The 22,083-nt window shown below is 64.5% G+C and carries 24 protein-coding genes and 1 pseudogene; 17 read left to right on the plus strand and 8 right to left on the minus strand.

All coding sequences use genetic code 11. The annotated features are described in order from the left end of the window. Positions 1-14 precede the first annotated feature (14 nt). Positions 15-536, plus strand: coding sequence for a potassium transporter KefF (locus tag VM99_14260; GenBank protein ID AKJ99175.1), 522 nt, complete (start codon positions 15-17; stop codon positions 534-536). Between the two features lies 1 nt (position 537). Next, positions 538-2,352 (plus strand): potassium transporter KefC, encoded by a 1,815-nt coding sequence (locus tag VM99_14265; protein ID AKJ99176.1) that lies wholly within the window; start codon positions 538-540, stop codon positions 2,350-2,352. Between the two features lie 15 nt (positions 2,353-2,367). Here the strand turns inward: VM99_14265 and VM99_14270 are convergent, their stop codons facing one another. After that, complete coding sequence (locus VM99_14270) at positions 2,368-3,240, minus strand: oxidoreductase (GenBank protein AKJ99177.1); 873 nt, start codon at positions 3,238-3,240, stop codon at positions 2,368-2,370. 100 nt (positions 3,241-3,340) lie between these two features. Here VM99_14270 and VM99_14275 point away from each other — a divergent pair, with 100 nt between their 5' ends. The 5 genes and pseudogenes from VM99_14275 to VM99_14295 all read left to right on the plus strand — a co-directional run bounded on the left by VM99_14275 (position 3,341) and on the right by VM99_14295 (position 8,220). Beyond that, complete coding sequence (locus VM99_14275) at positions 3,341-4,240, plus strand: LysR family transcriptional regulator (protein AKJ99178.1); 900 nt, start codon at positions 3,341-3,343, stop codon at positions 4,238-4,240. Positions 4,241-4,448: 208 nt separating this feature from the next. Continuing rightward, positions 4,449-5,060, plus strand: a pseudogene (locus VM99_14280) (hypothetical protein). Positions 5,061-5,225: 165 nt separating this feature from the next. Beyond that, positions 5,226-5,606, plus strand: a complete 381-nt coding sequence (locus VM99_14285) for an endoribonuclease L-PSP (protein ID AKJ99179.1) — start codon at positions 5,226-5,228, stop codon at positions 5,604-5,606. A 220-nt stretch (positions 5,607-5,826) separates the two neighbouring features. Further along, entirely contained in the window at positions 5,827-6,366 is a 540-nt protein-coding gene (locus VM99_14290) for a thioesterase (GenBank protein AKJ99180.1), read from the plus strand. A gap of 90 nt (positions 6,367-6,456) precedes the next feature. Next, positions 6,457-8,220 (plus strand): lactate permease, encoded by a 1,764-nt coding sequence (locus VM99_14295; protein AKJ99181.1) that lies wholly within the window; start codon positions 6,457-6,459, stop codon positions 8,218-8,220. Between the two features lie 43 nt (positions 8,221-8,263). On the opposite strand, the gene VM99_14300 is transcribed toward VM99_14295, so the two are convergent. Next, on the minus strand, positions 8,264-8,599 hold the full coding sequence (locus VM99_14300) for a lipoprotein (GenBank protein AKJ99182.1): 336 nt from the start codon (positions 8,597-8,599) through the stop codon (positions 8,264-8,266). Positions 8,600-8,844: 245 nt separating this feature from the next. Here VM99_14300 and VM99_14305 point away from each other — a divergent pair, with 245 nt between their 5' ends. Beyond that, positions 8,845-9,501, plus strand: coding sequence for an alginate lyase (locus VM99_14305; protein AKJ99183.1), 657 nt, complete (start codon positions 8,845-8,847; stop codon positions 9,499-9,501). Positions 9,502-9,598: 97 nt separating this feature from the next. On the opposite strand, the gene VM99_14310 is transcribed toward VM99_14305, so the two are convergent. After that, positions 9,599-10,690 carry a gluconolactonase gene (locus VM99_14310; GenBank protein ID AKJ99184.1) on the minus strand — a complete coding sequence of 364 codons (1,092 nt, stop codon included), beginning with the start codon at positions 10,688-10,690 and terminating at the stop codon, positions 9,599-9,601. 250 nt (positions 10,691-10,940) lie between these two features. Between VM99_14310 and VM99_14315 the strand changes: the two genes are divergently transcribed. Next, positions 10,941-11,903 (plus strand): membrane protein, encoded by a 963-nt coding sequence (locus VM99_14315; GenBank protein ID AKK01760.1) that lies wholly within the window; start codon positions 10,941-10,943, stop codon positions 11,901-11,903. 76 nt (positions 11,904-11,979) lie between these two features. Here VM99_14315 and VM99_14320 read toward each other — a convergent pair whose 3' ends face one another. Next, on the minus strand, positions 11,980-12,513 hold the full coding sequence (locus VM99_14320) for an isochorismatase (protein ID AKJ99185.1): 534 nt from the start codon (positions 12,511-12,513) through the stop codon (positions 11,980-11,982). A gap of 27 nt (positions 12,514-12,540) precedes the next feature. After that, positions 12,541-14,268, minus strand: a complete 1,728-nt coding sequence (ggt, locus tag VM99_14325) for a gamma-glutamyltranspeptidase (protein AKJ99186.1) — start codon at positions 14,266-14,268, stop codon at positions 12,541-12,543. Between the two features lie 107 nt (positions 14,269-14,375). Between ggt and VM99_14330 the strand changes: the two genes are divergently transcribed. Beyond that, on the plus strand, positions 14,376-14,810 hold the full coding sequence (locus VM99_14330) for a GCN5 family acetyltransferase (GenBank protein AKJ99187.1): 435 nt from the start codon (positions 14,376-14,378) through the stop codon (positions 14,808-14,810). Between the two features lie 28 nt (positions 14,811-14,838). On the opposite strand, the gene VM99_14335 is transcribed toward VM99_14330, so the two are convergent. Then, complete coding sequence (locus VM99_14335) at positions 14,839-15,189, minus strand: lipoprotein (GenBank protein AKJ99188.1); 351 nt, start codon at positions 15,187-15,189, stop codon at positions 14,839-14,841. A 130-nt stretch (positions 15,190-15,319) separates the two neighbouring features. Between VM99_14335 and VM99_14340 the strand changes: the two genes are divergently transcribed. The 7 genes from VM99_14340 to VM99_14370 all read left to right on the plus strand — a co-directional run bounded on the left by VM99_14340 (position 15,320) and on the right by VM99_14370 (position 19,255). After that, positions 15,320-15,655, plus strand: a complete 336-nt coding sequence (locus VM99_14340; GenBank protein ID AKJ99189.1) for a DNA repair protein — start codon at positions 15,320-15,322, stop codon at positions 15,653-15,655. 129 nt (positions 15,656-15,784) lie between these two features. After that, positions 15,785-16,177, plus strand: coding sequence for a sulfurtransferase (locus tag VM99_14345; protein ID AKK01761.1), 393 nt, complete (start codon positions 15,785-15,787; stop codon positions 16,175-16,177). Beyond that, entirely contained in the window at positions 16,177-16,539 is a 363-nt protein-coding gene (locus tag VM99_14350) for a sulfur relay protein TusC (protein AKJ99190.1), read from the plus strand. Before VM99_14345 ends, VM99_14350 begins: the two co-directional genes overlap by 1 nt. Beyond that, entirely contained in the window at positions 16,539-16,832 is a 294-nt protein-coding gene (locus VM99_14355) for a sulfur relay protein DsrH (GenBank protein ID AKJ99191.1), read from the plus strand. Before VM99_14350 ends, VM99_14355 begins: the two co-directional genes overlap by 1 nt. Then, positions 16,829-17,164, plus strand: coding sequence for a sulfurtransferase TusE (locus VM99_14360; GenBank protein ID AKJ99192.1), 336 nt, complete (start codon positions 16,829-16,831; stop codon positions 17,162-17,164). Before VM99_14355 ends, VM99_14360 begins: the two co-directional genes overlap by 4 nt. Then, the gene (locus VM99_14365) at positions 17,161-18,162 is read left to right on the plus strand and encodes a hypothetical protein (GenBank protein ID AKJ99193.1); all 1,002 of its coding nucleotides are present in this window, start codon (positions 17,161-17,163) and stop codon (positions 18,160-18,162) included. The genes VM99_14360 and VM99_14365 overlap by 4 nt, the downstream gene beginning before the upstream one ends. An 88-nt stretch (positions 18,163-18,250) precedes the next feature. After that, positions 18,251-19,255, plus strand: coding sequence for a glutathionyl-hydroquinone reductase YqjG (locus tag VM99_14370; protein AKJ99194.1), 1,005 nt, complete (start codon positions 18,251-18,253; stop codon positions 19,253-19,255). 138 nt (positions 19,256-19,393) lie between these two features. Here the strand turns inward: VM99_14370 and VM99_14375 are convergent, their stop codons facing one another. Both VM99_14375 and VM99_14380 read right to left on the minus strand, forming a co-directional pair. Next, positions 19,394-20,788, minus strand: coding sequence for a sirohydrochlorin ferrochelatase (locus VM99_14375; GenBank protein ID AKJ99195.1), 1,395 nt, complete (start codon positions 20,786-20,788; stop codon positions 19,394-19,396). Next, on the minus strand, positions 20,789-22,069 hold the full coding sequence (locus VM99_14380) for a seryl-tRNA synthetase (protein AKJ99196.1): 1,281 nt from the start codon (positions 22,067-22,069) through the stop codon (positions 20,789-20,791). Between the last annotated feature and the right edge of the window lie 14 nt (positions 22,070-22,083).

Genomic DNA, 22,083 nt, shown 5'->3' on the forward strand with positions numbered 1-22,083 from the left:
ATGGAGTTCACCCGATGATTCTTATCATTTACGCCCATCCCTACCCCGATAAATCGCGGGTCAACCAGGAGATGCTCAGGCGCGCCGCCCGTCACCCGGACGTGGTCATCCGCTCCCTCTACGAGCTGTATCCGGACTTCGACATCGATGTCGAGGCCGAACAGCGGGCAGTCGAGCAAGCGCAACTGGTGGTGCTGCAACACCCGATGTACTGGTACAGCGCCCCACCGCTGATGAAATTGTGGATCGACAAGGTGTTCACCCAGGGCTGGGCCTATGGCAAGGGCGCCGTCGCCCTCAAGGGCAAGCCCTTGCTGTGGGCCGTCACCACCGGTGGCGCGCACGATCATTTCCAGATGGGCGACTACCCCGGTTTTTTGGCGCTGGCCCAACCCCTCCACGCGACAGCCCTCTATTGCCACATGCGGTGGCTGGAGCCGGTAGCCGTGCACGGCGCGTATGCCGGTGCCTGCGACGCCCAAGACGCACAAATCGAGCACTATTGCGCTCGCCTGGCCGTCTGGAAGGACGATTGAAATGGAAACACATAGCCTGATTGAAATGCTCATCTACCTGGGCTCGGCGGCTCTGATCGTGCCGATCGCCGTCCGGTTGGGGCTGGGCCCGGTGCTGGGCTACCTGCTCGCCGGTTGCGCCATCGGTCCCTGGGGCCTGAAGCTCGTCACCGACGTCAAGGCGATCCTGGAATTCGCCGAGATCGGCGTGGTGCTGATGCTCTTCATCATCGGCCTCGAACTGGACCCCAAGCGCTTGTGGGCGCTGCGCAAAATGGTGTTTGGCGGCGGCGCGCTGCAAATGCTCGCCTGTGGCGCAGCCATCGCCTCGTTCTGCGCGCTGCTTGGCCTGAACTGGACGGCGGCGCTGCTGGTGGGCCTGACCTTGAGCCTGTCCTCCACGGCCATTGCCATGCAGGCCATGAGTGAGCGCAACCTGACCGCGACTGCCGTGGGGCGCAGCAGTTTTGCCGTGCTGCTGTTCCAGGACATCGCCGCCATTCCCCTGGTGGCCATGATCCCCCTGTTGGCGGCCCACGGCGGAACCCCGTCAGGCGCCGACCTGGCCTTGTCGATCGGCAAGATCGTCGCGGCAGTCGGCCTTGTCGTGGTGCTCGGCCGTTACGTTTCCCGGCCGCTGCTGCGCTTTGTCGCCAAATCCGGCCTGCGGGAAATCTTCAGTGCCGTCGCCCTCTTCCTGGTATTCGGCTTCGGGTTCCTGCTGGAGGAAGCCGGCCTGTCGATGGCGATGGGCGCATTCCTCGCCGGGGTGCTGCTGGCCAGCTCGGAATACCGGCACGCCCTGGAAAGCGACATCGAGCCGTTCAAAGGCTTACTGCTGGGGTTGTTTTTTATCGGCGTGGGCATGTCGATCGACTTCGGCACCCTGATCCATGCGCCGCTGAAGGTCCTGACCCTGACCCTGGGTTTCATCCTGATCAAGCTGCTGGTGATCCGGCTTATCGCACGCGTGCTCAATGTCCCCGGTGGCCAGCGCTCATGGCAGGCGGTGCTGCTCGGCCAGGGCAGCGAATTTGCCTTCGTGGTGTTCGGCGCCGCGACGGTCGCGGGCATCCTGACCGAGCAATGGGGTAAAAGCCTGACGCTGGCCGTGGCCTTGTCCATGTGCCTGACGCCGTTGCTCATCCTGCTGTTGGCGCGCATGGAGTCCGCCAGCAAGAAGAACCGCCAGGAATCCGACCTGGTCGACCCGCAGACGCCCCGGGTGATCATCGCCGGGTTCGGCCGGTTCGGGCAAATCGCCGGCCGCCTGCTGATGTCCTGCGGCGTCGAGGTGGTGGTCCTGGACCACGACCCGGACAACATCGAGACCTTGCGCAAATTCGGCGTGAAAGTGTTCTACGGCGACGCCACCCGCCTCGACCTGCTGGAAGCGGCCGGCGCGGGCCAGGCCGTGGTGATGATCAATGCGATCGACGACCAGGAAGACAACCTGAAGCTGACGCGCCTGGTCCGGGAACACTTCCCCGGCTTGAAGCTGCTTGCCCGGGCCCGGGACATGGGGCACATCATCGCCCTGCGGCAACTGGGCGTGGAGGCCGCCGAGCGAGAAACCTTCGAAAGCGCGCTGGCGCTGGGTCGAAGCGCCCTGGTGCAGATGGGTGTGGGCAGCTACGAGGCACGGGAGCGCGCGGACCAGTTCCGTCGCCTGAACCTGCAGATGCTCGACGAGATCGTGGCCCACCCGGCGGACGACCTCGACTTCCGCCACAACGCCTACCTACGAGCCAACGCATTGCTCGAAGAAATGTTCAACGAAGACCGCGCCCGGCCGACCCACGGCTGGTCCGAACAGCATCGGCCGGAGCCGGACTGAGTCGCGCGCCCGACGTCAGCCCACCTCCACCAAGGCGTCCAGCTCGGCGAGCAGCGCCGGTGCAAGGGTCAGCTCGCTGGCACTGAGGTTTTCCCGCAGGTGCGCCAACGATGACGTACCCGGGATCAACAGGATGTTGGGCGCCCGTTGCAGCAGCCACGCCAGGGCCACGCACAGCGGCGACGCCTCCAGGCGCGCCGCGACGCTGGACAGGGTTTGCGATTGCAACGGCGTGAAGCCGCCCAACGGGAAGAACGGCACGTAGGCGATGCCTTCGCGGCCAAGCTCGGCGATGAGGGACTCGTCGGCCCGATGGGTCAGGTTGAAGTGGTTCTGCACACAGACAACCTTGGCGATGCCCTGGGCCTGCCTGACCTGCGCGGCGGTGACGTTGCTCACGCCCAAATGCCGGATAAGCCCCTGGTGCTGCAACTCAGCCAGGGCCGTGAAGGATTGCTCGATGGATTCGTCCGACGGTGAATTCATATTGCCCCATACCCGCAGGTTGACCACATCCAGCACATCCAGGCCCAGGTTGCGCAGGTTGTCGTGCACCGCCTGGGTCAACTCGGCGGGGCTCTGGGCCGGGTTCCAGGATGCATCGGCGCCGCGCACTGCGCCCACCTTGGTCACGAGGGTCAAGTCCTCGGCGTAGGGGTGCAACGCTTCGCGAATCAACCGGTTGGTGACGTGCGGGCCGTAGAAGTCGGCGGTGTCGATGTGGTTGACCCCGCTAGCCACGGCCTCACGCAGCACCGCGACGGCCGCCGCCGGGTCCTTGGGTGGCCCGAATACATGGGGCCCCGCCAGTTGCATCGCCCCGTAGCCCATGCGCTTGACCGCACGGTCGCCCAGTAGAAAAGTGCCTGCCTTGTCTGCAATGCTCATCGCGTGCCCCTTGGATCAATGAAAGTACGAGCACTATAAGCATTGACCATTGCGCTGATAATCAGGTGCAATCGGCACAGCTTGTACGACGGAGAGAACAATGGCGGCAGATATCCAGGACTTGCTGGCCTTCGTGGCGGTGGTCAACGCAGGGGGCTTTCGCGAAGGCGCGCGGCTCAGCGGCAAGTCTGCCTCCAGCCTCAGCGATGCGGTACGCCGGATGGAGCAGCGCCTGGGCGTGCGCCTGCTCAACCGCACCACTCGCAGCGTGGTACCAACCGAGGCCGGTGCCCGGTTGATGGAGCGCATCGTGCCGGCCCTGGGCGAGGTCGAGTCGGCGCTGGACGTGGTCAACGAATTTCGCGACCGCCCTTCGGGCACGCTGCGGCTGAACGTACCGGCCAGCGCGGTCAGGCTGGTGCTGCCCGCGATCGTCACGCCGTTCCTGAAAAGCTACCCCGACATTCGCCTGGAGGTGATTGCCGAAGAAAGCTTCGTGGACGTGCTCGCGGCCGGTTGCGACGCCGGCATCCGCTACGACGAGCGCCTTGAGCAGGACATGATCGCTATCCCCATCGGCCCGCGTTTCCAACGCTTCGCCACGGCGGCCTCACCGGCGTACCTGGACGCCAGGGGCCGCCCCGAACACCCGCGGGACCTGCTCCAGCACGCCTGCCTGCGGGGCAAGTTCGCCAGCGGCGCCATGCCGCCGTGGGAGTACGAACGCGACGGCGAAACCGTGAGCGTCGACCCGAGCGGCCCGTTGATCGTGCGGATCGGCGGCGCGGTGGACCTGGCGGTCCAGGCCGCCCTGGATGGGCTAGGCGTAATCTACCTGTTCGAAGACTGGCTGCGCCCCTACCTCGACAGCGGCGCCCTCGAACCGGTCCTCGAACCCTGGTGGCAGCGCTTCACCGGCCCCTTCCTCTACTACCCCGGCCGCCGCTACCTGCCCTCGCCGCTGCGGGCCTTCGTGGATTTCATCCAGGCCCGCAAATGACGGTGGCGGCCCGCCTCGACAGGGCTGCACGCCGATCCGGCGGTTTCGGCCCAGCCCACCCGCCACTCGTCCCCCCGCCCTCAGGATTTTCGAACCAAGCGTCTCGCTACGGCTCGTAGCTACATGACACCGCTGCAAGCGACGGGGCATCACGGCTTGAACGGCGGGCGCATTGAGTGTCCTTGCAGTTCACTGCCGGAGTTTCGCCATGTACGAATGCCTAGTCCAACAGGTTTCCTCGAAGGAGTCCCTGGCGTTTTTTGCCCAACGCGATACCCACGGCACGGGTTTCAAGGCCAGTGCGCCCGCCGCCGGGCTGTCGGTGACGGCTCAGTTCAAACCCCACGACCAGCAGAACCTGATCAAGCCGAACATGCAGCTCAGTGCCATTCGCTGCCGGGGCGGGCGCCTGGAGTGCATCAAGGTGCGCTGGGGTTGGTCGCCGATCTGGTCCGTCGGAACGATGCCGCCGCTGACCCATCTGCCGCTGCACCTGGTGATGCGCTCCAAGGTCTTCGATCGAATCAAGCGCGAGGGCCGGGTGCTGGTGGCGGTGAACGGCTGGTACGAGTCGGCCGACGCCACCGTGGCGCCCGCCTCCCCGCGCCTGAGCTACACCGCGTCCAACCAGGGCGCGCCGATCTTCCTCGCGGCTCTGGCCCAGGCCAGCGAAACACCCAACGGCTGCGACGGCCTGACCCTGGTGACCTACGGCGACATCGCCAGCAAGCAGCAGCGCCTGCTGGCCTTCACCGGCGAGGAAGCCCTCCAGTGGCTACGGCCCGACCTGGATTGGGAACAGGCGCAGCAGATCGCGGCGAGCGCGGCGCTGATCAACCCACCCCTCGGACACATCCCGCCACCCCAACGGCTGATCCAGGGCCGAGGCTGACAGCGCCACTCAAGGAAATCACGAAAGGCTCGACGAGGGACGGTAGACTGGCCGCGCAACACCGCCCCTCATCCTTTCGAACAAGAGACTTGCATGGCCAATCCAGACATCACCTTCACCCCCGACCCAGACGCAGATTCCATCTCCTCCGACGTTGCCGGCTTCGGCGGCCTGCTGGTTTCCACCCAGATCCCGACCCGGGCCGATGGCAGCCTGGAGCTGGGCGACATCACCTTGCAAAGCGAATGCACCTTGCAAGCCCTCAAGACCGCCCTGGAGCGCGCCGGCAGTTCCATGGACCGGGTCCTGCACCTGACCATCTACCTTACCGACATGGCGGATCGCGGTGCCTTCAACGAAGTCTACAAACGCTTCTTCGCCAAACCCTGGCCGGTACGCGCGGCCGTGGGCGTGGCGGCGCTGGCAGTAGAAGGCATGCGCGTGGAAGTGACGGCAATGGCCGCCAAGGCCTGAGTCAACAATCCACCCCGTGGCGAGGGAGCTTGCTCCCGCTGGAGCGCGCAGCGGTCCCAGGCTCCCGGCGGGTTGATCACTCAACGGGAGCAAGTTTCCTCGCCACAGGATATGCCACCTGCCCCAAACGCGCGTTTTCCCGAAAAACAGTCATTTACGCACCTAGCCCGGCCTCGACCACGCCGCTAAAGTGCGCCGTTTCCATCCTGGTGGCGTGCTCATGAATCTCTGGTTCCGACTCTTGTTGATGCTGTTGCGTCGTCCCTGGCGCAAGCCCACTGACCCTTTGGGCACCACCGTGGTGCGGATGCGCGTCTGGCCACTGGACCTGGACCTCAACCGCCACGTCACCAACGGGCGCTACTTCACCCTGGCCGACGTCGGGCGCATGGATTACGTGCTGCGCAGCGGCGCCTACAAAGTCGCCCTGCGCCAACGCGCGGTGCCGATCGTGGGGGATGTCTGGGGCAAGTTCCGGCGCGAACTCAAGTTGTTCGAAGCGTTCGAGGTGCACTCGCGGATGCTCGGCTGGGACGACAAGTGGACCTTCATGGAGCATCGCTTCATCAGCCAGGGGCGCGTGGTCGGCGTGGTGATCATGCGGGGCCTGTTCCGCTCGGCCCGGGGCACGGTTGCACCGGGTGAGTTCATCCGCGCACTGGGGCTGGCCGAACAGTCGCCGGCGCTGGCGCCCTGGTTGAGTGCCTGGTCGCAAAGCTGCGACGGCTTGAGCCTGGCGCTGCGAGAGGAGCAAAACTGACGGGACGGCCTACCGCCCAATCCCCTTCTATACTGTTCTGCCAACCCCCACGGGGCCTGCACTTCCAATAATAAAAAGCAGAGGTGGAACATGGTCTGGCAACAAGTCTACGATCCCTTCGGTAATGCAGTGCTGTCGACGCTCCTGGCGGCGGTCCCGGTGGTGGTGATGCTGGCGTCCCTGGCGTTCTTTCATATCAAGGCGCACCTGGCGGCGCTGCTGGCCTTGGCGTCGGCCCTGCTGATCGCGATCTTCGCCTTCGGCATGCCCGCCGGGATGGCCGGGTCGGCGGCGTTGTACGGCGCGGCCAACGGCCTGTTACCCATTGGCTGGATCGTGCTCAACATCATTTTCCTGCACCGACTGACCACCGAGAACGGCTCGTTCAAGGTCCTGCAGGATTCCCTCGCACGCATCACCGACGACCGGCGCCTGCAATTGCTGCTGATCGCCTTCTGCTTCGGCGCATTCTTCGAAGGCGCGGCCGGCTTCGGTACGCCGGTGGCGGTGACCGGGGCCATCTTGATCGGCCTGGGCTTCTCGCCCCTGGCCGCCTCGGGCCTGGCCTTGATCGCCAACACCGCGCCCGTGGCGTTCGGCGCCCTGGGCACGCCCATCATCACCCTAGCCAAGGTCACCGGCCTGGATGAAATGGAGCTGTCGATGATGGTCGGCCGGCAACTGCCGTTCTTCTCGGTCATCGTCCCGTTCTGGCTGATCTGGGCATTCGCCGGCTGGCGCAAGATGCTGGAAATCTGGCCGGCGATCCTGGTGGCCGGCGTCAGCTTCGCCATCCCGCAGTTCCTGGTCTCCAACTACCACGGGCCGATGCTGGTGGACGTGATTGCCGCGCTGATTTCCATGGCCTGCCTGACCGGCTTCCTCAAGGTCTGGAAACCGGCCACGGTGCACACCTCCGCCGCGCTGTCGGGGCGGGTCGATGACTCGAAGATCGAGGCCAGCGAGCAGGCGCAGCCCGTCGCCGGCGGTGCGTTCGCCAGCGATGCGCGCCCGGCCGTGCTGCGGGCGTGGATGCCGTGGATCATCCTCACCGTGTTCGTCTTCGCCTGGGGCACCCAGGGCTTCAAGAACCTGTTCGACACCCGTCCGGCGCTCGACCCGCAGACCCAGTCGGTCAAGCTGGATCAGCAAGGCAAGCCGGTGCGCGAGGCCAATCCGCTGTTCTCGCCGATGCTGACATTCACTACCCTGCACCAGCAGATCGAGAAAGTCCCGCCGGTGGTGCCACAACCGAAAACCGAGGAAGCGATCTACAAGTTCAACTGGTTCACCGCCACCGGCAGCGGCATCTTCCTGGCGGCCATCCTCGGCGGCCTGCTGATGGGCTATTCGATCCCGCAACTGCTGCGCCAGTACCTGCGCACGCTCTGGGTGGTGCGCTATTCGCTGATCACCATCGTGGCGATGCTGGCCCTGGGGTTCCTCACGCGCTATTCGGGACTGGACGCCACCATGGGTCTGGCCTTCGCCGCGACGGGCATCTTCTACCCAATGTTCGGCACACTGCTGGGCTGGCTCGGCGTGGCGCTGACCGGTTCGGACACGGCGTCCAACGTGCTGTTCGGTGGCTTGCAGCGGGTCACGGCGGAACAGTTGGGGATCAGCCCGGTGCTGATGGCGGCGGCGAACAGTTCCGGCGGGGTGATGGGCAAGATGGTCGATGCGCAATCGATCGTGGTCGCCTCAACCGCGACTCGCTGGTACGGCCATGAAGGGGAAATCCTGCGCTACGTATTCTTCCACTCGGTCGTGCTGGCGATCCTGGTGGGCGGGCTGGTGACGTTGCAGGCGTATGTGGTGCCGTTCAGTCGGATGGTGGTCGGGGGGCACTGAGGGGACTGTGGCGAGGGAGACGCTGACTCGCCACAGCGATGGCTTACTGAACGTTCTTCAGCTTGACCACATCACCGGACACCGAGGTGGTGTAGCCGGTCAGGACCCACGCCCAGAACCAGTTTTCCTGGACTTGGGTGTTGATCATGGCGTCGCCGCCCTTAGCCTTGATCGCAGCGGTCTGGGCGCGCACGAAACGGCTGTTCTGCTGGATCGGGATCACCCCGAACAGCAGCAGGCCGGTGGCCTTGGCTTCACTGTGGCCGACTACGGTGTATTGGCTGCTGTCGTATTGCTGGGTTTTCATCGGGGCGCCGGTGCAGCCCGCCAGGGCCAGGCCGAGCAGTGCGCAGGCAGCGATCTTGCTGAGGTGGTTCATTGAATACTCCATGGGAAAACGCCCGGGATCCATCTCTCGGGCGGCGCGTACTCTAACCGATCAGCATCAGATTGACAGCATTCACTTGTTCAGCTGCGAGGCGCCACCCAGAGCCGCTCGTCAGTTGCCGCTCCAGCGAAACGGCGCGCCGTCGATAAACCAGTCACTGCGCCCGGCAAGGCCATTGGTTGCCCAGCAGACCAAGTATCGATGAACGACGGCCAGCCCCGTTGGAGCGCTTGAGCATGATTGACCTGACTGTCTGGAACATCACCCTGCCCGTGCAAACGCCGGCCCTGACCGTAGCCACCAAGGCCATGCCGACGCTGCAGAGCCCGTATTTCAACCGCAACGGCGAGCGCATCGTGTTCTGGGCACCGGTGACCGGTTCCCACACCGGCAAAAGCGACTTCCCGCGCTCCGAACTGCGGGAAACCGGTAAGGACGGCAAGCTGCGCAACTGGCGCTACAACAGTGGCCTCAACACCCTCAACGGCACCTTGTCGGTAAACCAGGTACCGTCGGAAGGACGGGTCGTGGTGGCGCAGATCCACGCCAAGGACGCCCCCGCCCCGCTGCTGAAACTGGTGTATCGCTACGCCAAGGGCACCGGCAACCTCGACGTGGAATACCGGGTCAAGCCCAAGGACGTGAAGAGCCCGGTGCTCTTCAGCGTGCCGAACATGGCGCTGAACAAAGCCTTCACCTATGCGTTGCAGATGGACAAGCAAGGCACGCTCACCGTGCTGATCAACAGCCTCGGCAAGCAGGTCAAGCTGAACCCTTCCTGGTACGCCTACGACTTTTACTTCAAGGCCGGCGTCTACACCCTGGACAACGTCGGGTACGCCAGCGAAGGCGGGAAAGTGACCTACACCAGGCTGGACGTCGGCCATAAATGACCGGCGTCGCCCCTTCCGTGGCGAGGGCGCTTGCTTGCGCGGGGCTGCGAGGCAGCCCGCGCCACAGGAAAAGGGCTGCCTGACAGCACTCGATCGATCAGGCGAACGTCGCCCCCCGCGTATTCACGAACAGTGAATACAACGAATGGCTGCCCGCCATGAACAACCGGTTACCTTCCCGGCCGCCAAAGCAGACATTGGGGCAGCGCTCCGGCAGGGAGATGTGCCCGATAGCCTTGCCTTGAGGGTTGAACACCCGCACGCCATCGAGTTTTTCCAGGTCGGCCTTGGGGTCACCGTTGCCGCCCCAGCCGCACCAGAGGTTGCCGCTTTCGTCGCACTTGATGCCATCGATGGCGGCGTAGTCCAGGCCCTCGATGTGCTTGCGCCGCTCGCCCAAGGTGCCGTCGTCCTTGACCGTGATCGCCCAGATCAGGCGGTTGGGCTTGGCCCGGCCTTCGACCACGTAGAGGATTTTCTCGTCCGGGGAAAAGCACAGCCCGTTCGGCCCCGCCAGGTCGTCGATCACCCGGCTGAGCGTACCGGTCTCGCCATCGATGCGGTACACCGCATGGGGCTGGGCCGGCGTGACTTTGTGCCCTTCGTAGTTGTTGCCGGTCTGGAACGGCGGGTCGGTGAACCAGATCGAACCGTCCTTCTTGCAGACGATGTCGTTGGGCGAGTTGAGCGGCTTGCCCTCGAAACTGTCCGCCAGCACGGTGATCGTGCCGTTGTGCTCGGTGCGGGTCACGCGCCGGCCTTCGCTGGACGTGGTGGAACCTTCGCACACCAGCAATCGTCCCTGGCGATCCCGGCACATGCCGTTGGAGAAGTTGGAGTGTTCGCGGTACACCGAGAGATCGCCGGTGATTTCATCCCAGCGCACGATGCGGTTGTTGGGAATGTCACTGACCAGCAGGTAACGACCGTCGCCGATCCACACCGGCCCTTCCGCCCAGCGCAGGCCGGTGGCGAGCTTTTCCACGCTGGCGTTGAAGATGCGCAAGTCCATGAAGCTAGGGTCGAGGATATTGATCAACGGGTCCGGGTAACGCTGGCTCAGCGGTTCGGCCTGGGCGAGCCCCGGCAGGTTGCCCAAGGTAGCGGCAGCCGCCGAAACCACCAGGGATTTTTTCAGGAAGACCCGACGCCCCTGATCGGCGGCGGTTGAAGATTGCGAAGCATCCATCGTGCGTCTCTCCGTTATTGTTATTGGACGGGAGCACAGTTTTACTCCGTGATAAGACATCGTACAAGACAGGCAATTCAGCGTTTTTTCGCGATGCTCCGCATTTCAGCCCACTGATGGCGAGCCACTGATACCGACTGCGCGCTTGTTTCCTGGCCCTTCGTGGGGTAAAAACTCATGTTGTACGATAACTAATAACAATAACGGCCATCCGAAATACTTGCTCGGCGGCCTGCCCTTCGAGACCGCCATGACCCTCGCTACTGCCGCTCCCACTCCACTTCCCCGGCACCTCGCGGTGCTTGTCCTGCTGTGCATGGGCTGCGCCTTTGCCGGTAATCATGTCGCCGCCCGGGCCGCCTTCGACGACGGTGCCGGCGTGTTGCTGGCGATCCTGCTGCGCTCGGGCGGGACCTTGCTGGTGCTGGCCGCCCTGGTGCTGTGGCAACGCCAGAGCCTGCGCCTGCCCCGCGGTGCGTGGCGCTGGCAGCTGACGCTGGGGTTGTTGATCGGTGCCCAGAGCCTATGCCTCTACTCCGCCGTGGCGCGGGTGCCCGTGGCGTTGGCGCTGCTGGTCGGCAACCTCTTTCCGATTCTGCTGGCGCTGCTCACCTGGGCACTGGGTGGGCCCCGCCCGACCGCGCGCACCGCCGCGCTGATGGGGATGATCCTGGTGGGCCTGGTGTTCGTACTGGAGGTGCCGGCGCGGCTCGCCTCTGAACAGAGCGTCGGCCCGCAATGGCTGGTCGGGGTGGGGCTGGCCTTCTGCGCCGCCTGCGTGTTTGCCTGCGCCTTGTGGATTACCGACCACAAGTTGTCCCAGGTGCGCGGCTCGGTGCGCAGCCTGCTGACGATTTTCATCGTCTTCAGCAGCGTCAACCTCGCCGGCCTGACCGGCGCCCTGCCCGGCGGTTTCGACCTGCCGGCCAGCAGCACCGGCTGGCTGGCCCTGGCCACGCTGGTGGTGCTCTACGGCACCGGGTTCACCGTCCTGTTCATCTGCGTGCCGCGCCTGGACATGCCGCGCAACGCCCCAGTGATGAACATCGAACCGCTGGCCACGCTGCTGATTGGCTGGCTGGTGCTGGACCAGATGCTCAACCCGGGCCAGGTGCTGGGCGGCGCGATCGTGGTCACCGGTATCGTGCTGCTGACGTACCGCAAGGTTGAACGGGACAAGGCGCCCGTGGCCGGGGTGGCTGGGCGTAACTGAAGCACCGACGTTCGGACCTGGCGACCAGGGTTTGTGGCGAGGGAGCAAGCTCTCTCGCCACAGGTGCTGAGTGGGGTCAGAACCGCACGGCCTCCGCCGGCACCACATCGATCCGCGACACCGCGCTGCTCAGGCGCCCCAGGCGGTTGTTGTGGTTGGCGATGATCTGCTCTGCCGTCATGCTGCCGTTGTCCACCGTAGAGTGGGCGTCGGCCGCCAGCACCAGGTCATAGCCGAGAGCATGGGCCTGGCGCACAGTGGCGTTGACGCAGTAATCGGTCTGCAGCCCGCAGACCACCAGCCGATCGATACTCCGCGCTTGCAGCAGCGACAGCAGGTCGGTCTGGTAGAAGGCGTCCGGCGTGGTCTTGCGCACCCGCAGATCGTCTGCGTCAGTCAGCAGGCCGTCAGCCAGTTGCCAGGCGTCACAGCCATGGGTCAGCGAACCTTCCAGCTCCTCATGCTGGACCAGGATCACCGGCCAGCCGGCCGCCCTGGCCTTGGCGCTGAGGTCGTTGATGGTCCGGATGACGCGCTGGATGTCGAAACATTCTTCTTCGCCACTGCACAGTCCGTTCTGGACATCGATGATCAGCAATGCGGTGCTCATGACTTTCCTCTGCAAACGTTGATGGGATCAGTAACCCAACGACAACCCAGTGTTACGGCGAGGGTCGTTGGCGCCATAGAAGCGGTTCTTGCCCACCGGTTTGCCACCCAGCGACGGCGCACCGACCAGGATCGCCGCGATGTGGTTGGGGTCTTGCGGGCCGGCGAACTTGTGGCCCCAGCTTTCCAACAGCTTCTGCGTATCGGGGCTGGCGGCGAAGGTTTCCAGGTTGGTCTCCTCGGGCATCCACTGCTGATGGAAACGCGGCGCATCGACGGCTTCCTGGAGGTTCATGCCGTAGTCGATCACGTTGAGGATGGTCAGCAAGGTCGCCGTGATGATGCGGCTGCCGCCCGGCGTCCCCACCACCATCACCGTCTTGCCGTCCTTGGTGACGATGGTCGGGCTCATGGACGACAGCGGCGCCTTGCCCGGTGCGATGGCATTGGCCTCGCCCTGCACCAGGCCGTACATGTTGGGCACGCCGACCTTGGCGGTGAAGTCGTCCATCTCGTCGTTGAGGATGACCCCGGTCTTGCTCGCCATCACCCCGGCACCGAACCAGTCGTTGAGGGTGTAGGTGACGGAAACGGCGTTGCCCCACTGGTCGACGATGGAGTAATGGGTGGTGTTGCTGCCCTCATGGGGCGCCACGCCCGGCTTGATCTTCTGCGAATCGCCAGCCTTTTGCGGCTCGATGGCGGCGCGCAACTTGGCGGCGTATTGCTTGTCCAGCAGGTGGTCGATGGGGTTCTTCACGAAGTCCGGGTCACCCAGGTAGCTGTTGCGGTCCACGTAGGCGTGGCGCATGGCTTCAATCTGGTAATGCATGCCCTGGGCCGAATGAAAGCCCAGCTCCTTCATCGGATAGCCGTCGAGGATGTTCATGATCTGGCACAACACCACCCCACCGGAACTGGGCGGTGGCGCCGAGACAATGTGGTAGCCGCGGTAGTCGCACTCCACCGGTGCCAGCTCACGGGTCTTGTACTTGTCCAGGTCGGCCTGGGTGATGATGCCCTTGTTGGCCTGGCTGGAGGTAACGAGTGCATCGGCGACCCAGCCCTTGTAGAAGCCATCGGCGCCCTTGGCGGAGATTTCCCGCAGGGTCTTGGCGAGGTCCTTCTGCACCAGTTTCTGGCCAACCTGCATGGGCTCGCCGTTGTGCAGGAAAATCGCCCCGGAGTCGCGCATGTCCTTCTTGAACACATCGGTTGCGGTTTCCAGCAGGTCGACATCGCCCTGCTCGAGGGTGAACCCTTCTTCGGCGAGGCGAATGGCCGGGGCGATCAGTTCAGCCCGGGGCTTGCTGCCGTATTTCTGCAACGCCAGCTCCATGCCGGACACGGTGCCGGGCACACCCACCGCCAAGTGGCCACGGGTGCTGAGTTCGGGCACGACGTTGCCGTCCTTGTCCAGGTACATGTTGGCGGTGGCCGCCAGAGGGGCTTTTTCGCGGAAGTCCAGGAAGGTCTTGCGGCCGTCGGCCAGTTGGAGGGTCATGAAGCCGCCGCCCCCCAGGTTGCCCGCCGCCGGGTAGACCACCGCCAGGGCATAGCCCACCGCCACTGCTGCATCCACGGCATTACCGCCGTTCTTGAGCACATCGACGCCCACGTGGGTGGCCAGGTGCTGGGCGGTGACCACCATGCCGTTTTCGGCGGCAACCGGCGCCTGGGACGCGGCCTGCGCGGCCAGGCAGCCAAGGGTCAGCGAGGTGGCCAGGAGGGTCCTGGCAAGGGATTGGAACATCATGGGTCAGGTCTCTTCTTGTTTTAGGACCTAGCCAGTATGGCCCGGTTTGCGCAATGCGCCCGTTGCGATAGTCTCGCGCAGATCATTCCCGCTTGAGGACATCCCCAATGACGCTGCGAATCGAACGCACCGATGCGCCCACCGACGAGGAGCGCCAGGCCATTCTCGCGCCGCTGCGCGCCTACAACAGCGCCCAGACCGGCGCCACGGTGCCCGAGCTCGTCGCCTTGCTGATACGCGACGAGCACAGCACTGAAGTCGTCGGCGGGCTCTACGGGCGAATATTTTTCCGCTGGCTCTACATCGAGTTGCTGGTCGTGCCGGAACAGGCCCGCGGCCAAGGCACGGGCTCGACCCTGATGCAAATGGCCGAAGACCTGGCGCGGGAGAAAAACTGCGTGGGCATTTTTCTGGACACCTTCGACTTCCAGGCACCGGCGTTCTATCGCAAGCAAGGCTTCACGGAAGTCGGCCACATCGACGACTACCCTCCGGGCCACCAGCACTTTTTCTTCCAGAAGCGCCTGAAAGCTGCGGACTGAACGCCCACAGGGCTGCTGGGCTGGCGACTTACAAACAGGTCGCCAGCGCCGCCAACCGACGCTTGGCGACGAAGTCGTCGTGCTGGGCGTAGTAGTTCAACGCGGTGCCGTTGGCGCCGGCCAGGACATCGACGAACGATTCGGCGGAGCGGGTGTACACCGTCAGGCCACCCTTCTCGCCGGGTTGCAGGTACGCCGCGGCATCGACGCCGAACACTGCTTCGTCCTGCCAGGCAAACTGCACGCACTGGGCCACGACCTGCGCAGGCTTGTCCGAGGCCAGGGTCTTGTAGGGCGCCTGGGTCCGGGCCTGGTTCATCGCCGAACCCGCACAGCCGGCCAGCAAGGTAGCGGCCAGGGCCACCGTCAACATTCGCATTGCGTTCTCTCACCGAAAAAAGCCGACTGTAGCACTAGGACCCGAACCGTCGCGCTGCTTTACTGAAATTTACCCGCGACAGCAGGCCTCGATTCGCGCAACCTGTGGGCCATCAACCAAAGGAGTCACCATGGCGGCAACCGAACAACAACACGAACGGGCCCTGGCAAGGTTTCTCGACGAACGCCCGCACCTGCGCCATGAACTGGACACCCTCAACCCGCTGCTCGCCCAGGCCAAGGGCGAGACCGCCGAACAATATCGCGCCGAACGGCTGCATGAAGCCTTCGAAGCCGAGGCCGAGCGCCAGCACCTGTTCGCCTGGGAATTGACCCTGCAACTGACCGCCGCCTCGCCCGAGGACTACCAGGTCCAGCGCCTGGAGGTGCACAAGGAAGTGGCGGAAATGGCGGGGATGGACTGGGCGGAGTATTGCCAGCTGCATGGCCTTGAAGACAAGCCGTGAACCGTGGCGAGGGAGCAAGCTCGCTCACCACACAGTGATCGCCATGCCCTTCGTGTCGAGCCCCCTTGGCAATCGCCCCACCGCCCATAAAGCTTTATCATGGCCGCAGTTTCGCTGACCGGGTCTGTCATGAAGTTCGCCATCGCGCTGTTTTCCGCCGCCCACGCGCCCTCCTCGCGCCGTGCCTTGCTGTTCGCCCAGGCTGCGCTGGCCGGTGGGCACGAAATCGTGCGGTTGTTTTTCTACCAGGACGGCGTCTATAACGCCGGCGCCAGCATCGTCACGCCCCAGGACGAACAGGACCTGCCACGCGAATGGCGCACGTTCGTCAGCGACCACCAGCTCGACGGCGTGGTGTGCATCGCCGCGGCGTTGCGCCGGGGTGTGTTGAACGATGAGGAAGCCCAGCGCTACCAGCGTTCGGCGGCCAGTGTCGAGGCGCCCTGGGCCCTGTCCGGCCTCGGCCAGTTGCACGATGCAATCCAGGACGCGGACCGCCTGATCTGTTTTGGAGGCGCTTGATGCCCAAGTCATTACTGCTGATCAGCCGCCAGGCCCCATGGTCGGGCCCGAGCGCCCGCGAAGCGCTGGACATCGTCCTGGCCGGCGGCGCGTTCGACCTGCCCATCGGCCTGCTGTTTCTCGACGACGGCGTGCTCCAGTTACTCACGGCGCAAGACGCCAGGGCCGTCCAGCAGAAGGACCTGAGCGCGAACCTGCAGGCACTGCCGCTGTTCGGCGTCGAGCAACTGTTTGTCTGCGCCGACAGCGCCGCCGAGCGCGGCGTCGCCCCTGACACGCTGGCGCTGGACGACGTGAATGTACTGGACGCGGCACAGATCGCCGCGCTCATTGACCGCTACGACCAGGTGATCACCCTCTGATGTCGACCTTGCACGTATTGTCTCACTCGCCCTTCGGCGACTCTCGTTTCGCCAGTTGCTTGCGCATACTCGGCGAACACGATGCCCTGCTGCTGTGCGGCGACGCGACGTATGCCCTACGACCTGGCACCGCGCCGTTTGAAACCCTGCTGGGCCGCGGCCTGAAACTGTTCGTGCTCGCTGAAGACGTCCAGGCCCGCGCCTTGCAAGCGCCAGACTGGGCCAAGGCCATCGACTATCCGGCCTTCGTCGAACTGTCGATCGAGCATGACAAGGTCAACACCTGGCTATGAACACGTTGAATGTGGGCGAACGCGCCATCGCGCTGGACAAGGACGGCTACCTGGCCGACCTGGACGACTGGTCGGCCGATGTCGCCACGGCCCTGGCCGCCACCGAAGAAATCGAACTGAGCCCCGAGCACTGGGAAATCCTCGAACTGCTGCGCGGCTTCTACCGCGAGTTCCAGCTCTCCCCCGCGACCCGGCCACTGATCAAGTACACCGCGCTGAAATTGGGCGCGGACAAAGGCAACAGCCTGCACTTGAACCGACTGTTCAAAGGCACTCCCGCCAAACTTGCCGCCAAGCTGGCGGGCCTGCCCAAACCGACGAATTGCCTATGACCGACTTTGCTTCGCTGACCCTAGAGACCCCGGCCGAACATCCGTTCGCCCCGTTCGTGCGCATCCTTGGCAAAGGCAAGCGCGGCGCCCGCAACCTGACCCGCGAAGAAGCGCGCCAGGCCATGGGCCTGGTGCTGGATGAACAGGTCGAGGACCCCCAGCTCGGCGCTTTCCTGATGCTGTTGCGGCACAAGGAAGAAAGCGCCGAGGAAATGGCCGGTTTCACCGAAGCCCTGCGTGAGCGCCTGGTCGTGCCGGGGTTGACGGTGGACCTCGACTGGCCAACCTACGCCGGCAAGAAACGCCATTTGCCGTGGTACCTGCTGGCAGCCAAGTGCCTTGGGCAGAACGGCGTGCGGATCTTCATGCACGGCGGCGGCGCTCATACGGCGGGTCGCCTCTACACCGAACAATTGCTGGGCTTTCTGCAAATCCCGCTGTGCCGGGACTGGCAGCAAGTCGCCGGCGCCCTGGACAACGGCGGCCTGGCCTTCATGCCACTGGTGGACTGGGCGCCGCAAATGCAACGGATGATCGACCTGCGCAACACCCTCGGGTTGCGTTCGCCTATCCATTCCCTGGCGCGGATCCTCAACCCGCTGGGCGCACGGTGCGGGTTGCAAAGCATTTTCCACCCCGGCTACCAGGCCGTGCACCGCGAAGCCAGCGGCTTGCTGGGCGATACCGCCATCGTGATCAAGGGTGACGGCGGCGAAATCGAGATCAACCCGGACGCCGACAGCCACCTCTACGGAACGTCCGGCGGCGTCAGCTGGGACGAGCAATGGCCGCGACTGGCCGAACAGCGCCACGTCAAGCCGGAAAGCCTCGACCCCGAACACTTGAAGGCCGTCTGGCGCGGTGACGTACAGGACAGCTACCCGCAATTGGCCCTGATCGCCACCATGGCCTTGGCCTTGCGCGGCCTGGGCCTGACTCGTGAAGCGGCGTTCGAGCGCGCCCGCCAGTACTGGGACGGCCGGGATCGTTCGATTTAACTGATGATTAACGCCTAACCTTTGCGCTTTTTGTTCGAACCTATCGGAATAGACTCCTCTCCAACGTTTATAGATCGAGGAAATCGAGATGGGTTTGTTAGTTGAAGGCCGCTGGCAGGACCAGTGGTATGAAAGCAAGGACGGCAGCTTCCAACGCGAGCAGGCGCAGCGCCGTCACTGGGTGACCGCCGATGGCAGCGCCGGCCCTAGCGGCGAGGGTGGTTTTGCCGCCGAGGCCGGGCGCTATCATCTATACGTCTCCCTGGCCTGTCCCTGGGCCCACCGCACGCTGATTTTCCGCAAGCTCAAAGGCTTGGAAAACCTGATCGACGTCTCGGTGGTCAGCTACCTGATGCTGGAAAACGGCTGGACCTTCGACAAAACCCACGGTTCCACCGGCGACAAACTGGACGACCTCGACTTCCTGCACCAGCGCTACACCGCCGACACCGCCGACTACACCGGCCGCGTCACCGTGCCGGTGCTGTGGGACAAGCAACAGGGGCGCATCGTCAACAATGAATCGGCGGAGATCATCCGCATGTTCAATGGCGCATTCGACGGCCTGACTGAAAATCACCTGGACCTGTACCCGGCGCACCTGCGCAGCGAGATCGACGCGCTCAACGAGCGGATCTACCCGGCGGTGAACAACGGCGTGTATCGCGCCGGGTTCGCCACCACCCAAGCCGCCTACGAAGAAGCCTTCGACGGCCTGTTCGCCGAGCTGGACCGGCTGGAGGCCCTGTTGGCCAGCCGCCGCTACCTGGCCGGTGAATACCTGACCGAGGCGGACATCCGCCTGTTCACCACGATCATTCGCTTCGACGCGGTGTATTTCGGCCATTTCAAATGCAACCTGCGGCGCATCGCCGACTATCCGAACCTGTCGAACTGGTTGAGGGAGTTGTACCAGTGGCCGGGCATCGCCGAGACCGTGGACTTCGTTCACATCCAGGGTCATTACTACGGCAGCCACAAGACCATCAACCCCAATGGGATCGTACCGAAGGGGCCGAAGCAGGACTTCACCGGGGCCCATGATCGGACGCGGTTGAGTGGGAAAGGGATTTGGCGGGGGACTGGGGATTGATCCGGGAAGTCCGTTGTCACTGAGGGCCTCTTCGCGAGCAAGCCCGCTCCCACACTGGACCGTGTATGGCCACCGATTCATGGTGAACAACGATCCAACGTGGGAGCGGGCTTGCTCGCGAAGGGCGCGACGCAGTCTTCAGACCTGCCCCTGGGCCCCTTCGAACCACGCCAGCTTCTCGCGCAGTTGCACCACTTCCCCCACGATCACCAGCGTCGGTGCATGCACCTCATGCTCCGCCACCAGCCGCGGCAAGTCTGCCAGGGTGCCGGTGAATACCCGCTGGTTGACCGTCGTGCCTTGCTGGATCAAGGCCGCCGGCGTATCCGCCGCGCGGCCATGCCTGATCAGCTCGCTGCAGATCATCGGCAAGCCCACCAACCCCATGTAGAACACCAGCGTCTGGGCCGGGGAAACCAGGTCTGCCCACGGCAAGTCGCTGCTGCCATCCTTGAGGTGGCCCGTGATGAAACGTACCGACTGGGCGTGGTCGCGGTGGGTCAACGGAATGCCCGCGTACGCCGCGCAACCACTGGCCGCGGTGATACCCGGCACGACCTGGAACGGGATGCCGTGGGCGGCCAGTTCTTCGATCTCTTCGCCGCCGCGACCGAAAATGAACGGATCGCCGCCCTTCAACCGCACCACGCGCTTGCCCTGTCGGGCCAGGTCCACCAGTTGCTGGTTGATCTGGTCCTGGGGCACGGCGTGTTCGGAGCGACGCTTGCCCACATAAACCCGCTCGGCGTCACGCCGGCACAACTCGAGGATCGCGGGCGCCACCAGGCGGTCGTAGAGCACCACGTCCGCCTGTTGCATCAGCCGCAAGGCGCGGAAGGTCAGCAGGTCCGGATCACCGGGCCCTGCCCCCACCAAGTAGACTTCGCCCGGCGCATGCGGCGCCTGGCCGGCGATCTTCTCGCGCAGCAGACGCTCGGCCTCGGCGCCCTGCCCGGCCAACTGGCGATCAGCGATCGGCCCCTGGAACACGTCTTCCCAGAACGCCCGGCGTTGCTGTACGTCTGGGAACAGGCCCTTGACCTGGCTGCGAAACCGCGCCGCCAGGCCGGCAAGTTGCCCGTAGGTCGAGGGAATCCAGGTTTCCAGCTTGGCCCGGATCAACCGCGCCAGCACCGGTGCATCACCGCCACTGGACACCGCGATCACCAGCGGCGAACGGTCGACGATCGCCGGGAAGATCACGCTGCACAGGGCCGGCGCGTCCACCACGTTGACCGGCACGCAGCGCCGATGGGCATCGGCCGAGACCCGGGCGTTGAGTGCCTCGTCGTCAGTGGCGGCGATGATCAGGCCGCAGCCGTCCAGGTCCGCTTCGAGGTAACCGCGCAGGACGCATTCGCCACCGCTGCCACTCACCAGTTCGCGCAATTGCGGTTCGATTTCGGGTGCGACCACCCGCAACAGCGCACCGGCATCGGCCAGCAGGCGGGACTTGCGCAAGGCAATCTCCCCGCCGCCAACCACCAGCACGCGACTGCCGCGCAGGTTGTGGAACAGTGGCAAATATTCCATTTAGCCGATGACCTCGATACCGCCCATGTACGGCTTCAACACCTCGGGCACACGGATCGAGCCGTCGGCCTGCTGGTAGTTTTCCAGCACGGCCACCAGGGTCCGGCCCACGGCCAGGCCGGAGCCATTGAGGGTGTGTACCAGTTCCGGTTTACCGGTCTCCGGGTTACGGAAACGCGCCTGCATGCGGCGGGCCTGGAAGTCGCCGCAGTTGGAGCACGACGAAATCTCACGGTACTTGTCCTGGCTCGGGATCCACACTTCCAGGTCATAGGTCTTGACCGCGCTGAAGCCCATGTCGCCGGTGCACAGCGCCAGGGTGCGATACGGCAGCTCCAGCAGTTGCAGAACCTTCTCGGCGTTGGCCGTCAGGCTTTCCAGCGCTTCCATGGACTTGGAAGGCTCGACGATCTGCACCATCTCGACCTTGTCGAACTGGTGCTGGCGGATCATCCCGCGGGTGTCGCGCCCCGATGCCCCGGCTTCGCTGCGGAAGCATGGGGTGTGAGCGACGAACTTGATCGGCAGTTGCTTGGCGTCGACGATCTCGCCGGCCACGATGTTGGTCAGCGACACTTCGGCGGTCGGGATCAGGTACAGGTCGGCCTCGCCTTCGCGGCCGATCTTGAACAGATCTTCCTCGAATTTCGGCAACTGGCCGGTGCCTTGCAAAGCCGGCGCCTGGACCAGGTACGGGGTATAGGCTTCCTCGTACCCGTGCTCGGTCACGTGCAGGTTGATCATGAATTGCGCCAGGGCGCGGTGCAGGCGGGCGATCGGCCCACGCAGCAAGGCAAAACGGGCACCGGACAATTTAGCGGCGGTTTCGAAATCCAGCCAGCCGAACTTCTCGCCCAGGGCGACATGGTCCTGTACCGCGAAGTCGAAGGTCTTCGGCGTACCCCAGCGGCGCACTTCGACGTTGCCGTCTTCGTCCTCACCGACCGGCACCGACTCGTGTGGCAGGTTCGGAATGCCCAGCAGGATCGCGTCCAGCTCGGTCTGGATCGCGTCGAGGGCGATCTTGCCGTTGTTGAGTTCGCTGCCCATGTTCTCGACACTGGCCATCAACGGAGCAATATCCTCACCGCGCTGCTTGGCCTGGCCGATGCTCTTGGAAATGGCGTTGCGCTCGGCCTGGAGCTTTTCGGTGGTCGTCTGGACGGTCTTGCGCTGTTCTTCCAGCGCTTCGATGCGCGCGACGTCCAGGACAAACCCGCGGGACGCCAGGCGGCCCGCTACGTCCTGGAGGTTGCTACGTAACAGTTTGGAATCGAGCATGTCGGTCTCTCGTT

The sequence above is a fragment of the Pseudomonas chlororaphis genome, assembly GCA_001023535.1.
Lineage (GTDB): Bacteria > Pseudomonadota > Gammaproteobacteria > Pseudomonadales > Pseudomonadaceae > Aquipseudomonas > Aquipseudomonas chlororaphis_E.

What these genes read in the sequence shown, in the direction of transcription:
- VM99_14320 (AKJ99185.1), bottom strand. Translation starts at nt 12,513, where the DNA reads ATGAGCACCGCATTGCTGATCATCGATGTCCAGAACGGACTGTGCAGT.
- VM99_14265 (AKJ99176.1), top strand. Translation starts at nt 538, where the DNA reads ATGGAAACACATAGCCTGATTGAAATGCTCATCTACCTGGGCTCGGCG.
- VM99_14300 (AKJ99182.1), bottom strand. Translation starts at nt 8,599, where the DNA reads ATGAACCACCTCAGCAAGATCGCTGCCTGCGCACTGCTCGGCCTGGCC.
- VM99_14295 (AKJ99181.1), top strand. Translation starts at nt 6,457, where the DNA reads ATGGTCTGGCAACAAGTCTACGATCCCTTCGGTAATGCAGTGCTGTCG.
- VM99_14370 (AKJ99194.1), top strand. Translation starts at nt 18,251, where the DNA reads ATGGGTTTGTTAGTTGAAGGCCGCTGGCAGGACCAGTGGTATGAAAGC.
- VM99_14315 (AKK01760.1), top strand. Translation starts at nt 10,941, where the DNA reads ATGACCCTCGCTACTGCCGCTCCCACTCCACTTCCCCGGCACCTCGCG.
- VM99_14270 (AKJ99177.1), bottom strand. Translation starts at nt 3,240, where the DNA reads ATGAGCATTGCAGACAAGGCAGGCACTTTTCTACTGGGCGACCGTGCG.
- VM99_14275 (AKJ99178.1), top strand. Translation starts at nt 3,341, where the DNA reads ATGGCGGCAGATATCCAGGACTTGCTGGCCTTCGTGGCGGTGGTCAAC.
- VM99_14360 (AKJ99192.1), top strand. Translation starts at nt 16,829, where the DNA reads ATGAACACGTTGAATGTGGGCGAACGCGCCATCGCGCTGGACAAGGAC.
- VM99_14260 (AKJ99175.1), top strand. Translation starts at nt 15, where the DNA reads ATGATTCTTATCATTTACGCCCATCCCTACCCCGATAAATCGCGGGTC.
- VM99_14380 (AKJ99196.1), bottom strand. Translation starts at nt 22,069, where the DNA reads ATGCTCGATTCCAAACTGTTACGTAGCAACCTCCAGGACGTAGCGGGC.
- VM99_14345 (AKK01761.1), top strand. Translation starts at nt 15,785, where the DNA reads ATGAAGTTCGCCATCGCGCTGTTTTCCGCCGCCCACGCGCCCTCCTCG.
- VM99_14355 (AKJ99191.1), top strand. Translation starts at nt 16,539, where the DNA reads ATGTCGACCTTGCACGTATTGTCTCACTCGCCCTTCGGCGACTCTCGT.
- VM99_14365 (AKJ99193.1), top strand. Translation starts at nt 17,161, where the DNA reads ATGACCGACTTTGCTTCGCTGACCCTAGAGACCCCGGCCGAACATCCG.
- VM99_14330 (AKJ99187.1), top strand. Translation starts at nt 14,376, where the DNA reads ATGACGCTGCGAATCGAACGCACCGATGCGCCCACCGACGAGGAGCGC.
- ggt (AKJ99186.1), bottom strand. Translation starts at nt 14,268, where the DNA reads ATGATGTTCCAATCCCTTGCCAGGACCCTCCTGGCCACCTCGCTGACC.
- VM99_14285 (AKJ99179.1), top strand. Translation starts at nt 5,226, where the DNA reads ATGGCCAATCCAGACATCACCTTCACCCCCGACCCAGACGCAGATTCC.
- VM99_14290 (AKJ99180.1), top strand. Translation starts at nt 5,827, where the DNA reads ATGAATCTCTGGTTCCGACTCTTGTTGATGCTGTTGCGTCGTCCCTGG.
- VM99_14310 (AKJ99184.1), bottom strand. Translation starts at nt 10,690, where the DNA reads ATGGATGCTTCGCAATCTTCAACCGCCGCCGATCAGGGGCGTCGGGTC.
- VM99_14350 (AKJ99190.1), top strand. Translation starts at nt 16,177, where the DNA reads ATGCCCAAGTCATTACTGCTGATCAGCCGCCAGGCCCCATGGTCGGGC.
- VM99_14340 (AKJ99189.1), top strand. Translation starts at nt 15,320, where the DNA reads ATGGCGGCAACCGAACAACAACACGAACGGGCCCTGGCAAGGTTTCTC.
- VM99_14335 (AKJ99188.1), bottom strand. Translation starts at nt 15,189, where the DNA reads ATGCGAATGTTGACGGTGGCCCTGGCCGCTACCTTGCTGGCCGGCTGT.
- VM99_14375 (AKJ99195.1), bottom strand. Translation starts at nt 20,788, where the DNA reads ATGGAATATTTGCCACTGTTCCACAACCTGCGCGGCAGTCGCGTGCTG.
- VM99_14305 (AKJ99183.1), top strand. Translation starts at nt 8,845, where the DNA reads ATGATTGACCTGACTGTCTGGAACATCACCCTGCCCGTGCAAACGCCG.